Here is a 12,524-nt window from a genome sequence, read left to right on the forward strand (position 1 = left end):
TCTCCTGAAATTTGGCTTGTCCTTCCGGTCGCGAAACCATTTCGCTCCCTTGAGGGCAATAACGCCAACCACCAACTTCCGGTTTGCAGGTGAACGGTAACTCCCCGTAACGCCGTGTAACGCGGCCGGGAGCAGGAATAGGGAAAGAGACGGGACGGGCTCAGCTTTCGCCGCTGCCCAGCATGTTGCGCAGGTTGGCGAAGCGGGCCTTGCTGGTGGCCTTGTCCGGCTCGGCGGCCGCCTTGCCGCCGCTGATGCGCAGGTCGTTGCCCATTTCGGCGATGAAGCGGGAGGGTTCGCAGGGATACATTTCCTTGCCCTGCTTGCGCTTCTCGCACCAGGAGAGGTGCAGGTGCTGCCGCGCCCGGGTGATGCCGACGTACATCAGGCGCCGTTCCTCCTCCACCGTGCCCGACTCGACCGAGCTGCTGTGGGGCAGGATGCCCTCCTCCACCCCCACCAGGAAGACGTTCTTGTATTCCAGGCCCTTGGCGGCGTGCAGGGTGGACAGCTGCACCGCGTCGAACTCGCTGTCCTCGTTCTGCTTGTCCAGCATGTTGATGAGGGCGATGGTCTGGGTCAGGTCGATGAGGGTCTTTTCGTCCTTCTCCCCCTTGCCCGCCAGCCACTGGGAAAACTCCCGCACGTTGCCCCATTTGCTGTCGGCGGCCCGGGTCTCCTCGTGATCGTAGAGCCAGGCCTCGTAGCCGATGGCGGTGAGCATGTCGTTCAGCACTTCGCCGGCGGGCTCCCGCAGGGCCCGCTGCTCGACCCGGTTGATGAACTCGCAGAACTGCAGCAGGGGCTCCAGCTGGCGGTGGCTGACGCGCTGGGCGAAGCCTTCCTCGAAGGCGGCGGCGAAGAGGGAGATGTGGCGCTCGCCGGCATAGGTGCCGAGGGCTTCCAGGGTGGTGCCGCCGACGCCCCGCTTGGGCGTGGTGACAGCGCGGATGAAGGCGGGATCGTCGTCCTGGTTGGCCAGCAGGCGCAGGTAGGCGATGACGTCCTTGATCTCGGACTTCTCGAAAAAGCTGGTGCCGCCGGACATGACGTAAGGCACCCGGTTGTTGCGCAGGTGGGTTTCGAACAGCCGGGCCTGGTGGTTGGAGCGGTAGAGGATGGCGTAGTCGGAGAACTTGCTGCGCTTCTCGAACTTGTCGGCCAGCAGCTTCATCACCACCGACTCGGCCTCGTGCTCGTTGTCGCGGCAGACGGTGCCGCGAATGGCCTCGCCGTGGCCCAGGTCGGACCACAGCTTTTTCTCGAACAGCTTTTCGTTGTTGCCGATGACGTTGTTGGCGGCCTGCAGGATGCGGGCGGTGGAGCGGTAGTTCTGCTCCAGCATGATCAGCTTCAGGTTGGGATAGTCCCGCGGCAGGCCCCGCAGGTTTTCCACGTCGGCACCGCGCCAGCCGTAGATGGCCTGATCGTCGTCACCCACGGCGGTGAACATGGCCCGGGGCCCGGTCAGCAGCTTGAGCAGCTGGTACTGGCAGGCGTTGGTGTCCTGGTATTCGTCCACCAGCAGGTAGCGCAGGCGGTTCTGCCACTTGTCGCGGATCTTCGGGTGTTCCTGGAAGAGCTGCATGGGCAGCAGGATCAGGTCGTCGAAATCCACCGCCTGGTAGGCCTTGAGGGTGGCGGCGTAATCCCGGTAGGCCTTGGCGGCGAGGACCTCGATCTCGCTCTTGGCCTCGGCGGCGGCCTGGTCCGGAGACTTCATGGCGTTCTTCCAGCCGGAGACGAGCCACTGGATGCTGCGGATGGTGGCCTTGTCCACGCTGGCCGAGAGGTCGGCGAAGATGCTGTAGCAGTCGGTGGAATCGAAGATGGAGAACTTGGGCTTGTAGCCCAGGGCCTTGGCCTCCTCCCGCAGGATGCGCACGCCGAGGGAGTGGAAGGTGCAGATGGTGAGGCCGGCGGTGGAGCCGCCCTGGAGCAGCTGGCCAACCCGTTCCTGCATTTCCCGGGCCGCCTTGTTGGTGAAGGTGATGGCGGCGATGTTGGCCGGGTTCATGCCGCATTCCTGGATCAGGTAGGCGATCTTCTGGGTGATCACCCGGGTCTTGCCCGAGCCGGCGCCGGCCAGGACGAGCAGGGGGCCGTCCAGGTAGTAGATGGCTTCGCGCTGGGGCGGATTCAGGCTGTGCAGGGGAACGGGGCTGGACACGGGATCAGGGGGCTTTCGGCAGGGCAGAAACGCCGCGCCCCGGCAAAGCGGGGCGCGGGTGATTCGGTGGGGCAGATTTTAGTCCATTTCGGAGCGGCCTGTGCCGCGCTGGGAGGCATTGCCAGGAGGCAGAAGGGACGCCACTCTCCGGCATGCACAGCCGAAAAGCCGCGTCCCTCCTGGCTCCCAGGCCGGGTTACTTGAGCAGGCTGCCGAAGACCTTGCCGATGACCTTGCTGCCGGTGCCGATGGGGTCCTTGCGGATGGCCTTCTCCTGCTCGGCGATGATCAGGTAGAGGCCGTCCAGGGCCTTGCGCGTGACGTAGTCGTCCAGGTTGGCGTCCTTGGCGTCGATGAGGTGGAACTTGGCAGCCTTGCCGGCGAACTGGTTGTACTTGTCCGCCAGCTGCACCTTGGCCGTGGCCTTTTTGACGATGGGCAGGAATTTCTGGGCCAGGGGCTCGGAGGTGCTGCGCTTGAAATACTGGGTGGCCGCATCGTCGCCGCCGCTAAGGATGCCCTGGGCGTCCTTCACGCTCATTTCCTTGACCGCCTTCACCAGCAGGGGCTTGGCTTCCACCACCGCCGCCTCCGCCGCCCGGTTCATGGTTTCCACCAGCTGGTCGGCCTGCTTGCCGGCGCCGAATTTCTTCATCATCTCGGCGGCATCCTCCAGGGCGCCGGGCAGGGGAATGCGCACCTTGTCGTTGCCGAGGAAGCCGTCGCTCTTGCCCAGCTGGCTCACCGCCACCTCGGCGCCCCGGGTCAGGGCTTCCTTGAGGCCGGAGACGGCCTCGCTGTTGCTCACCTGGGCGGCGGCCGGCATGCTGATGACAAGGGCCGTCAAAATGCCCACAATGCAGCGTCCGCCGAAGCGATTGATGACCGTGTTCAATTCCATAGCCTGCTCCTGATGATGATGTCCCGGGGCCACAAGCTTATCCTGCTGCTCGCCGTGCTCGCAATGAGCGGCGCCATGCTGACCTTTCTCGGCAAGCGGCAGGCCGCCCCGGCCATTGAACTGAAGGTGCTGGGCGCCCCCGGCGTCAGCCTGGCCCAGCTGCGCGGCAAGGTGGTGATCCTGCAGTTCTGGGCCACCACCTGCGGCGACTGCGACCACACCCTAGCCGAACTGGCCCAGCTGCATCGCCGCTACCAGGCCCAGGGCCTGGAGACCCTGGCGGTGGCCATGATCTACGACCAGCCGCGCCAGGTGGCCAGCTACGCCTACGCCAACAGCCTGCCCTTCCGCGTCGCCCAGGACGATGGCAGCGCCGCCCGGGGTTTCGCCCTGGGCAGTGCCAATCCGCCCCTGACCTTCCTCCTCGACCGCAGCGGCCGCATCGCCCAGCGCCTGCCCGGCAAGCCCGATCCCGGCCGCCTGAGGGCCATGGTGGAAAAGCTGCTGGCGGAACGGCCTTGAGGAAACCCCCCTGGCCACAGAGGGCATCCCCCAACGGGACTTCCTTCAGGGCGCAGAAATCACAGCGGGGAAAAACCCTGGGCGGCACGGCCTGATGCACCCCAGGCGTGATGGTGGCATTGTCTTTCCTCTGTGATCTCTGTGCCCTCTGTGGCTAAAAGCAAGCCCTCACCGCCGCAGCTTGCGGTAGAGGGTCCGTTCGCTGACTCCCAGGGCCGGGGCCAGGGTGCGCACGTCGGCGCCCGGGCGGGCCATCAGCCAGGCCAGATAGCGCTGCTCCAGTTGCGCCAGGGGCAGCGGGCCCGGCACCCGGAAACTGTCGTCCGCCCCGCCGCCCACGCCCTCCGCCAGGGCCTTGCTCTCGCCGCCGTCATCCGCCACCTCGGCCAGCTTGGCGGCGCTGATTTCCTCGCCGTCGCTCATCAGGGTGGCCCGTTCGATGAGGTTGCGCAGCTCCCGGATGTTGCCTTCCCAGTTGCGGCCCGCCAGCCAGGCCAGGGCCTCGGCGGAGAAGTGGCGGCCGGGCCGGTGGTCCACCCGCTCCAGCAGGGAGGCGGCCAGCAGGGGAATGTCCTCCCACCGTTCGGCCAGGGACGGGGTGTGGATGGGAAAGGTGTTGAGCCGGTAGTAGAGGTCGCGGCGGAAACGCTCCTGGCGCACCATTTCCTTCAGGTCCCGGTGGGTGGCGGCCACCAGGCGGAAGTCGGCGCGCAGGGTGTCCACGCCGCCGACCCGACGGTAGGTGCCGGTCTCCAGCAGGCGCAGCAGCTTGACCTGGAGGGCCGGCGGCAGTTCGCCGATCTCGTCCAGGAACAGGGTGCCGCCGCTGGCCGACTCCACCAGACCCAGCTTGCGGAAGGCGGCGCCGGTGAAGGCGCCCTTCTCGTGGCCGAACAGTTCGCTCTCGAACAGGTTTTCGGTGAGGCCGGTGCAGTCCACCGCCACGAAGGGACTGTCCCGCCGCCCGCTGGCCTCGTGCACCGCCTGGGCCACCAGTTCCTTGCCGGTGCCGGTTTCCCCCAGCAACAGCACCGTGGCCTGGGCCGGCGCCACCCGCAGCACCTTTTCCAGCATCTGCTGGAAGGCCGGCGAGCGCCCCACCAGGCCCTGGGCGGCCGGCCGGCTGCTGGCCTGCTGCACCATGCGCAGGGTTTCGACGAAGTAGACGATGCGCCCTTCCTGGTCCCGCACCGGCGTGGTTTCCACGTCCACGTGCTCCTCGCCCCGGGGCGTGTGGTGCAGGTGCAGGACGCGGCGGGAGGCGCCCTCCTCCTGGGACAGCTTGAGGGGGCAGGATTCTCCGGCCTGGTCGCAGGGCACGGTGAAGTGGTGGGAAACCTCGTAGCAGCGCCGCCCCAGGATGGAGGCGACGCCGCCGCTGCCGCTGCCGGCGTATTCCCGGCGGTAGGCCTTGTTGGCGGCGACGATGCGGTAATCCGCGTCCATCACGATGCGGGGCTCGGGCAGGCCGTCGAGGAAGGAGATGAGCTCGTTGAGCTGGCTGGCCGAATAATCCATGGGCGAATCTTCTGCCGATTCTGTCAGTTGTGCAATTATTTGCCGCCATATTTGACAAGCAATGGCCCGCAAGCGCCCGCCCCGAGCCCCGGACAAAACACAAGCCATTGATTAAATGGAAACTCCAGGCAGGCGCCGGGGCTGGCACGGCTCTTGTTATGGAATGGACAGGAAACCGGTTTCAAGCCCCGTCCGCAGCCTCTCCGACACGGCATCCTCCCCTCCCGGGCGTGGGACAAGACTCCGGTTTCCACCACTTTCCAACCAGGAGTCGTTTGTGTTCATTTTCCGGCAGCTGCGGGACAGCAGCAGCGCCACCTACACCTACCTGATCGGCTCCCGGGCCAGTCGGGCAGCCCTGCTGGTGGACCCGGTGGCCGAGCAGTCGCCCCTCTACCTGGGCCTGCTGGGCGAACTGGAACTGAACCTGGCCTGCGTGGTGGACACCCACCTGCACAGCGACCACCTTTCCGCCGCCCCCACCCTGATCCGGCATACCGGCTGCCTCTACGCCGCCGGCCTGTGCAGCGGCATCGGCGGCACCGACCGGCAGCTGGCCGACGGCGACAGCCTGGACCTGGCCGACCTGCACCTGGAAGTGCTGGCCACCCCGGGCCACACCCCCGGCTGCATCACCCTGCTCTGGGAAGACCGCCTGCTGACCGGCGACGCCCTGCTCATCGGCAGCTGCGGCGCCACCGGCGAACCGGGCGGCAATGCCGGCACCCATTACGACAGCGTCACGCGAAAACTGCTGCCCCTGCCCGACGAACTGTTAGTCTTCCCCGGCCACGACCGGGACGGCCGCCGCGTCAGCTGCATCGGCGACGAGCGCCAGGGCAATCCCCTGTTCTGCGGCATCAGCCGCGACGAATTCATGGCCCAGGACCGTTCCCAGCCCATGGGCGAACGGGCCGAGGCCATGCTTGCAGCCAATCGCCAGGGCGGCGGTTCGGTCCTGCGTGAACGGTCGCCCGTATCTCCAAATAACTAAAGCCCGAGAGGAAATGATCCATGAGCGCTAACGCCCCAGAGCAGCCGCAGCCCGACAACGGCGATACCGGCAGCCTCTACGAAAAGCACAAGACGATCCACGCCCGCACCGCCCACGGTCGCTTCGCCAACTGGCGGATCTTCCTGGTGCTGTTCACCCAGCTGCTGTTCTACGGCACCCCCTGGCTGATGTGGAACGACCGCCAGGCCGTGCTGTTCCACCTGGTGGAGCGCAAGTTCTACATCTTCGGCCTGGTGCTGTGGCCCCAGGACGTCTTCTACCTGGCCATCCTGCTCATCATCTCGGCCTACGGCCTGTTCCTGGTGACCGCCGTCGCCGGGCGCCTGTTCTGCGGCTACGCCTGTCCCCAGACGGTCTACACGGAAGTGTTCATGTGGATCGAGAACTGGATCGAGGGCGACCGCCCGGCCCGCATGAAGCTGGAGAAGGCGCCCATGGACGCCCGCAAGCTCCGCATCAAGGCCACCAAGCACGCCCTCTGGCTGATCCTCTCCGTCTTCACCGGCTTCACCCTGGTGGGCTACTTCACTCCCATGAGCGAGCTGCTGACGGAGCTGAAGACCTTCAGCTTCGGCCCCTGGGAGACCTTCTGGACCTTCTTCTACGGCGGCTTCACCTACATGATGGCCGGCTTCATGCGCGAGCAGGTGTGCAAGTACATGTGCCCCTACGCCCGCTTCCAGAGCGTCATGTTCGACCCGGACACCCTGATCATCACCTACGATCCCGAGCGCGGCGAACCCCGGGGCACCCGCAAGAAGGGCGCCGATCCCAAGGCCCTGGGCCTGGGCGAGTGCGTCGATTGCGGCATCTGCGTCCAGGTCTGCCCCACCGGCATCGACATCCGCAACGGCCTGCAATATGAGTGTATCGGCTGCGCCGCCTGTATCGACGCCTGCGACGAGGTGATGGACAAGGTCAATTACCCCCGGGGCCTGATCCGCTACTCCACCGAAAACGCCATGGCCCGCCATCTCACCAAGAAAGAGATCCTGGGCCACGTGGTGCGGCCGCGCATCCTCCTCTACTCCGTGATCCTGGCCGCCATCACCCTGACCACCGCCTGGTTCATCGCCCACCGCATCCCGCTCAAGGTGGACGTCATCCGCGACCGCGGCGCCCTGGCCCGGGAAACGGACATGGGCCTGATCGAAAACACCTTCACCCTGCGTTTCATGAACACCGACGAGCAGGCCCACCGCTACCGCATCAAGGCCACCGGCCTGGATGGCCTGGAAGTGGGCGGCGCCGCCGAAGTGGACGTGCCGGCAGCCACCACCACCTCCCTCATGACCTCCCTGCAGGTCCAGCCCGACGCGGGCAAGAAGGGCTCGAACCCCATCATGTTCGAGATCGAGGCCATGGATGGCTCCAACATCCGCATCCGGGAAAAAGCCGTCTTCATGCTTCCCTGAGAGCCTCTGACGAGGCTTCCATTCGGCCGGGTCGGCATCAGCCTTCCCGGCCTTTTTTTTGCCCGCAATTTGTCGAGAAATGCCAACTATTTCAGGGTTTCCCCTCTGCCTTTTGGCGTAACTTGGCCCCCATGCTGCAATGCAGCGGTGTGAGCCAAATAACAAGACAGGGGGTTGCATCATGATTTACCGGCTGCTGATGATGGGTCTGGTCCTTTCCTGGGGTGCCGTGCAGGCGGCCGACAACAGCGCTTCCGCCGCCCGCGCCTTCTGCGACAGCGGCAAGCTGGCCAAGGGTGCCGAAATCGCCGTGTTCCGCGGCTGCCTGGGCTGCCATACGGTGGACAGCAAGCGCATCGGCCCTTCCTACCAGGAGATCGCCAAGAAGTACCCCCACACGCCGGACGTGGTGGCCCAGCTGGCGAAGAAGATCCGCGACGGGGGCAAGGGCAACTGGGGCGAACTCTCCATGCCGGCCAACCCGGTGAGCGAGGCCGAAGCCCAGACCCTGGCTGAATGGGTCCTCTCCCTGGACGAGCCGCCGGCGCGCTACAGCAGCAATCCCTGAGCCCTAACTCCGGGGCCCGAGCATGGCCTCGGGCCGCACCCAGGCATCGAACTCCTCGGCCGTGACGTAGCCCAGGGCCAGGGCCGCCTGGCGCAGGGTGCTGCCGTCGCGGTGGGCCTGCTTGGCCACTGCCGCCGCCCGTTCGTAGCCGATGTGGGGCGCCAGGGCCGTGACCAGCATGAGGGAGCGTTCCAGCAGCTCATCCATGCGCTCCCGGTTGGGCACGATACCCACCACGCAATGGCGGCTGAAGCTTTCCATGGCATCCCCCAACAGGCGCGCGCTCTGCAGGAAGTTGTGGGCCAGCAGGGGCTTGAACACGTTCAGCTCGAAATTGCCGGAGGCGCCGCCGATATTGATGGCCACGTCGTTGCCGAAGACCTGGGCGCAGACCATGGTGAGGGCTTCGCACTGGGTGGGGTTCACCTTGCCCGGCATGATGGAGCTGCCCGGCTCGTTTTCCGGCAGGGCAATCTCCCCCAGGCCAGAGCGGGGACCGGAAGCCAGCCAGCGCAGGTCGTTGGCGATTTTCATGAGGGCCCCGGCCAGGGTCTTGAGGGCGCCGTGGGCAAAGAGCAGGGCCTCGTGGCCGGCCAGGGCGGCAAAGGGATTGGCTGCCGGCACGAAGGGCTGGGAGCAGCCATGGGCGAGCTTCTCCGCCACCCGTGCCCCGAACTCCGCATGGGTATTGAGTCCCGTGCCCACCGCCGTGCCGCCCGCCGCCAGTTGCCGCAATCCGGGCAGGGAGGCCTGGATGCCGCGCTCCGCCTGCTCCAGCTGGGCGACGTAACCGGAGAACTCCTGCCCCAGGGTGATGGGGGTGGCGTCCTGCAGGTGGGTGCGGCCGATCTTGATCAGGTCAGCGAATGCCTCCGCCTTGGCCGCCAGGGCCTGGCGCAACTCCGCCAGGGCCGGCAGCAGGCGGCCGTCCACGGCCAGGGTGGCCGCCACGTGGATGGCGGTGGGAAAGATGTCGTTGGAGGACTGGCCCAGGTTCACCTGGTCATTGGGATGCACCAGGCGCCCTTCGCCCCGGGGGCCGCCGAGCAGCTCCGAAGCCCGGTTGGCCAGCACCTCGTTCATGTTCATGTTGCTCTGGGTGCCGGAGCCGGTCTGCCACACGGAAAGGGGAAATTCCGCCGGGTGCCGACCCGCCAGCACCTCATCCGCCGCCGCCGCGATGGCCCCGGCCACGGGCGGGGGCAACAGACCCAGTTCACCATTCACTTGCGCCGCCGCCTGCTTGACCAGGGCCAGGGCACGGATCAGTTCAGGCGGCATGGTCTCGCTGGAAATGGCGAAGTGTTCCAGGGAACGCTGGGTCTGGGCGCCCCACAGGCGTTCCGCCGGCACGGCGATGGGACCGAAGGTATCGTGTTCGAGACGCTGGGACATGGGCCTTGCTCCGCTTGCACTGCCGGATTGGACCGGTGCCGGGCCGGAGGGTTGCGGCGCGGAGCTTCAGCCGGCGGCCCGCAGCCAGTCGGCCACGGTGCCGGCGGTGGGAATGCGGCCGGAGGACACCAGCTTGCCGTTGATCACCAGGCCCGGCGTCTGCAGCACGTCGTGGGCGATGATCTCGCCCATGTCGGTGATCTTCAGCACCTCCGCCTCGACGCCGGCCAGGGTCACCGCCTGCCGCGCCACCTCCTCCAGTTTCTTGCAGTTGGCACAGCCGGGGCCAAGCACTTTGATGGTCAGCATGGTCACACTCCTTTTGCGGAAAAACGGTTGGCCGCCGCCAGCAGCAGGCCCAGGCCGGCCATGGCGCCACCGATGCCCAGGACCAGCAGCAGGGGCGGGGCGCCATCCACCCAGGCGCCGTAGGTGAGGCCGGCGGCAGCGCTGAACAGGGCCACCAGGCCCACATAGGTCCAGGTCTTGGTGCGGCCGATGATGGCGGTGATGATGAGGATGCTCTGCAGGGACAGTTCCGGGTCCGACATCAGGTAGGCCAGCAGGGGGCCCCGGTGCATGCCCAGGTCGAGGAACATCTTGGCGATGGGCACCTCCACCAGGGTGGGGAAGTACATGAAGACGCCGAAGCCGACGCCAGCCAGATTGCCCAGCAGGGTGTTGCTGCCGGCCACCATCTCGATCCATTCCGGCCGCAACACCACCCGGATCATGCCGACGACGAAGACGCCGATCACCAGCAGGGGGAATATCTGTTTGACGAAGCGCCAGGACTCCCACAGCCAGGCCCGGCGATCCTCCGCCGTCAGGTGGCGGCTGCCCAGCCAGGTCAGTACGGCCAGAGCCAGGGCGACGCCGAGGAACTTGCCGCCCAGCCCCAGGCGCAGGCCGCCGGGCACCGCCTGCACCGAGAGGGCGGCCACCAGCAGGGTCAGGGCCACCAGGGAGAGGCACAGGCGGGTCCAGCCGTTGGCCCCGGCCTCGATGTTCTCCAGGCCTAGGCGGGCGCTGAGGCCGATGCCGCCGAGCAGGCCGATGAGCAGCACGCCCTGGAGGGAGACGCCCTCCTCGCCGCGGCTGGCGTCATAGGGCACCAGGCGGTCGAGCAGGGCCTGCCAGTCGGCGCTGCCGGCCCAGGCCAGATCGAACTGCCACAGGCTGCCGGTGAGCAGGCCGACCTTCAGGGTACCGGCCAGGAGCAGGCCGATCCACACCAGGAGGAAGGCCAGGGCGCCCCGGGACAGGCCGGCGGCGGCCTGGGCGCTGAACAGGGCGTCCGTGGCCCGGTCCCGGGCACTGTCGTCGGCGCGGAAGAGCAGGGCCATGATCAGGCCGATGCCGATGGCGAACGTCAGGGACAGCAGCAGCCGGGCCACGGCCAGGTCCACGCCGATGATGCCGCCGGTGTAGACCAGGGCCAGGATGTTGGCCGCCGGCGCGAAGAAGAGGAAGGTGGTGGCCGGGCCGAGGCCAGCCCCCTTGCGGTAGATGCCGGCAAAGAGGGGCACGATGGTGCAGGAGCAGACCGCCAGCACCGAACCGGCGGCGGCGGCGGCCGGGTAGGAGACCGTCTTGGGTGTCTGCCGCCCGAGAAAGCGGGTGATGGTTTCCTTGGGAATGAGGGCCGCCATGGCCCCGGCAATGCAGAAGGCCGGCAGCAGACAGAGCAGCACATGAGCCGCCAGGTAGGCCGCCAGGTTCCCCAGGCCGCCCCGGATCAGGGCTTGCAACAGCGACAGCAGGTCTTCCAAGACTATCCTCCGCCAAGACTCACCCCCCCAATGGTACGCCCCGCGGCGGGCCGAGGTAAGCGGCGACGGCAGCGACTCAGGGGCGGGCGGTCCGGGCTGCCACCTTCTGCCGCCAGCGGCGCAGGCCGGTGTAGAACAGCAGCAGGGGCAGCAGGCCGGCCAGGGCCGTCAGCAGGCGTCCGGGCAGGCCGAAGGCCTCGCCGTTGTGCAGGGGATGGAGCCAGTTGAAAAGGCTGTCGGCGACGCTGCCCTGCTCCGGCCGGCGCAGGGCCAGGACTTCACCGCTGGCGGCGTCGATCCACATCAGGGTGTGGGGAAAGCGCCGGCTCGGGTCCCCCGGCTGGTAGATGCGCAGGCGGTAGTTGCCGCCGCCCGCCGGCGGCGTCTCCAGCCAGCGCACCTCGCCCCCGGGCAGGTGTTGGCGGGCGATCTCCAGGGCCTGCTGGGGAGCGATGAGGATGGCGCCGGATTCGGCCGCAGGGGCCGGCAGCGCATCCACGGGCGAGAACAGGGCGAGGACGGGCTTGAACCAGGCCGGCTGCTCCAGCATGGCGCCGCTCAGGGTCAGCAGCAGCAACAGGGGCAGGCCGTAAATGCCGCCGAGGACGTGCCAGTCGTAGATGCGGCGCTGGCTGCTGCGCCCCGCCCCCGGCCGCAGGGCCGCCCCCAGGCGCCTGGGCGACGGCCACCAGAGATAGACGCCGAGCCCCAGCAGGAGCAGCAGCAGGAGGGAAGCGGCGCCGAGCAGGGTGCGCCCGCTGCGGTCCAGCAGCAGGGTGAAATGGAGGTCGTAGAGCCAGGTGGCGGCGAAGTCGCCCCAGAAGCGCTGGCTGGTGATCTGCAGGCGGTAGGGGTCCACCGTCACCAGCAGGGGGGCGAAGCCCAGGCCGGCCTTTTCCTCGGGCTGGTAGTAGCGGGCCGTCAGCGGCTGCCCGGGGTCCATGGGCAGTTCCAGGCGCCAGCCGCCGTTGCGCCCGGGATGGGCCGCTTCGAGCAGGGCGTAAATCCGGTCCAGGGATTGGGGCTGGCAGGGAGTGCCGGCGGGAGACTGGCACGGCGGCGGCGCCACCACCAGTTCCGGGTTGAGCAGCCGGTCCCCTTCCACATAGAAGACCAGCAGGGAGCCAGTGAGGCCGAGCAGGCAGAACAGCAGGCCCAGGCTCAGGCCCAGCCACTGGTGCAGAGCCAGCAGCCAGGCCCGGCAGCGCCGTCGCCAGGACCTCATGCCGCCTCCAGGGGGTCCGCCGG

11 protein-coding genes are annotated in these 12,524 nt (G+C 67.6%); 4 read left to right on the plus strand and 7 right to left on the minus strand.

Translation table 11 applies throughout. From position 1 onward, the window contains the following. Positions 1-160: 160 nt before the first annotated feature. Entirely contained in the window at positions 161-2,170 is a 2,010-nt protein-coding gene (locus OEL49_RS09830; RefSeq protein WP_130459563.1) for a UvrD-helicase domain-containing protein, read from the minus strand. 196 nt (positions 2,171-2,366) lie between these two features. Further along, complete coding sequence (locus tag OEL49_RS09835; protein WP_205230589.1) at positions 2,367-3,071, minus strand: DUF4197 domain-containing protein; 705 nt, start codon at positions 3,069-3,071, stop codon at positions 2,367-2,369. Positions 3,072-3,083: 12 nt separating this feature from the next. Between OEL49_RS09835 and OEL49_RS09840 the strand changes: the two genes are divergently transcribed. Further along, a complete protein-coding gene (locus tag OEL49_RS09840; protein WP_287874579.1) occupies positions 3,084-3,593 on the plus strand; it encodes a TlpA family protein disulfide reductase in 510 nt (169 codons plus the stop codon). 168 nt (positions 3,594-3,761) lie between these two features. On the opposite strand, the gene OEL49_RS09845 is transcribed toward OEL49_RS09840, so the two are convergent. Further along, entirely contained in the window at positions 3,762-5,111 is a 1,350-nt protein-coding gene (locus tag OEL49_RS09845) for a sigma-54 interaction domain-containing protein (protein WP_287874580.1), read from the minus strand. Positions 5,112-5,388: 277 nt separating this feature from the next. Here OEL49_RS09845 and OEL49_RS09850 point away from each other — a divergent pair, with 277 nt between their 5' ends. From OEL49_RS09850 to OEL49_RS09860, 3 genes are all read left to right on the plus strand, one after another. Next, complete coding sequence (locus OEL49_RS09850) at positions 5,389-6,105, plus strand: MBL fold metallo-hydrolase (protein WP_014236036.1); 717 nt, start codon at positions 5,389-5,391, stop codon at positions 6,103-6,105. Between the two features lie 20 nt (positions 6,106-6,125). Further along, positions 6,126-7,541: a cytochrome c oxidase accessory protein CcoG gene (gene ccoG / locus OEL49_RS09855; RefSeq protein ID WP_014236035.1), complete on the plus strand. Its 1,416-nt coding sequence runs from the start codon at positions 6,126-6,128 to the stop codon at positions 7,539-7,541. Between the two features lie 181 nt (positions 7,542-7,722). Next, positions 7,723-8,109, plus strand: a complete 387-nt coding sequence (locus OEL49_RS09860) for a c-type cytochrome (protein WP_014236034.1) — start codon at positions 7,723-7,725, stop codon at positions 8,107-8,109. A gap of 3 nt (positions 8,110-8,112) precedes the next feature. Here OEL49_RS09860 and fumC read toward each other — a convergent pair whose 3' ends face one another. The 4 genes from fumC to OEL49_RS09880 form a co-directional block, all read right to left on the minus strand. Further along, positions 8,113-9,504, minus strand: a complete 1,392-nt coding sequence (fumC, locus tag OEL49_RS09865; RefSeq protein WP_014236033.1) for a class II fumarate hydratase — start codon at positions 9,502-9,504, stop codon at positions 8,113-8,115. Positions 9,505-9,570: 66 nt separating this feature from the next. Continuing rightward, a complete protein-coding gene (locus tag OEL49_RS09870; RefSeq protein ID WP_014236032.1) occupies positions 9,571-9,813 on the minus strand; it encodes a thioredoxin family protein in 243 nt (80 codons plus the stop codon). A 2-nt stretch (positions 9,814-9,815) separates the two neighbouring features. Continuing rightward, entirely contained in the window at positions 9,816-11,276 is a 1,461-nt protein-coding gene (locus tag OEL49_RS09875) for a permease (protein ID WP_014236031.1), read from the minus strand. A 76-nt stretch (positions 11,277-11,352) separates the two neighbouring features. After that, positions 11,353-12,501 carry a PepSY-associated TM helix domain-containing protein gene (locus tag OEL49_RS09880; RefSeq protein ID WP_014236030.1) on the minus strand — a complete coding sequence of 383 codons (1,149 nt, stop codon included), beginning with the start codon at positions 12,499-12,501 and terminating at the stop codon, positions 11,353-11,355. Positions 12,502-12,524: the final 23 nt, after the last annotated feature.

Source organism: Azospira sp. (genome assembly GCF_030247495.1).
GTDB lineage: Bacteria > Pseudomonadota > Gammaproteobacteria > Burkholderiales > Rhodocyclaceae > Azospira > Azospira oryzae.

Excerpts from the sequence above, each read along its gene's own strand:
- OEL49_RS09835 (WP_205230589.1), bottom strand. The coding sequence starts at position 3,071 with ATGGAATTGAACACGGTCATCAATCGCTTCGGCGGACGCTGCATTGTG.
- OEL49_RS09840 (WP_287874579.1), top strand. The coding sequence starts at position 3,084 with ATGATGATGTCCCGGGGCCACAAGCTTATCCTGCTGCTCGCCGTGCTC.
- OEL49_RS09845 (WP_287874580.1), bottom strand. The coding sequence starts at position 5,111 with ATGGATTATTCGGCCAGCCAGCTCAACGAGCTCATCTCCTTCCTCGAC.
- ccoG (WP_014236035.1), top strand. The coding sequence starts at position 6,126 with ATGAGCGCTAACGCCCCAGAGCAGCCGCAGCCCGACAACGGCGATACC.
- OEL49_RS09860 (WP_014236034.1), top strand. The coding sequence starts at position 7,723 with ATGATTTACCGGCTGCTGATGATGGGTCTGGTCCTTTCCTGGGGTGCC.
- fumC (WP_014236033.1), bottom strand. The coding sequence starts at position 9,504 with ATGTCCCAGCGTCTCGAACACGATACCTTCGGTCCCATCGCCGTGCCG.
- OEL49_RS09870 (WP_014236032.1), bottom strand. The coding sequence starts at position 9,813 with ATGCTGACCATCAAAGTGCTTGGCCCCGGCTGTGCCAACTGCAAGAAA.
- OEL49_RS09880 (WP_014236030.1), bottom strand. The coding sequence starts at position 12,501 with ATGAGGTCCTGGCGACGGCGCTGCCGGGCCTGGCTGCTGGCTCTGCAC.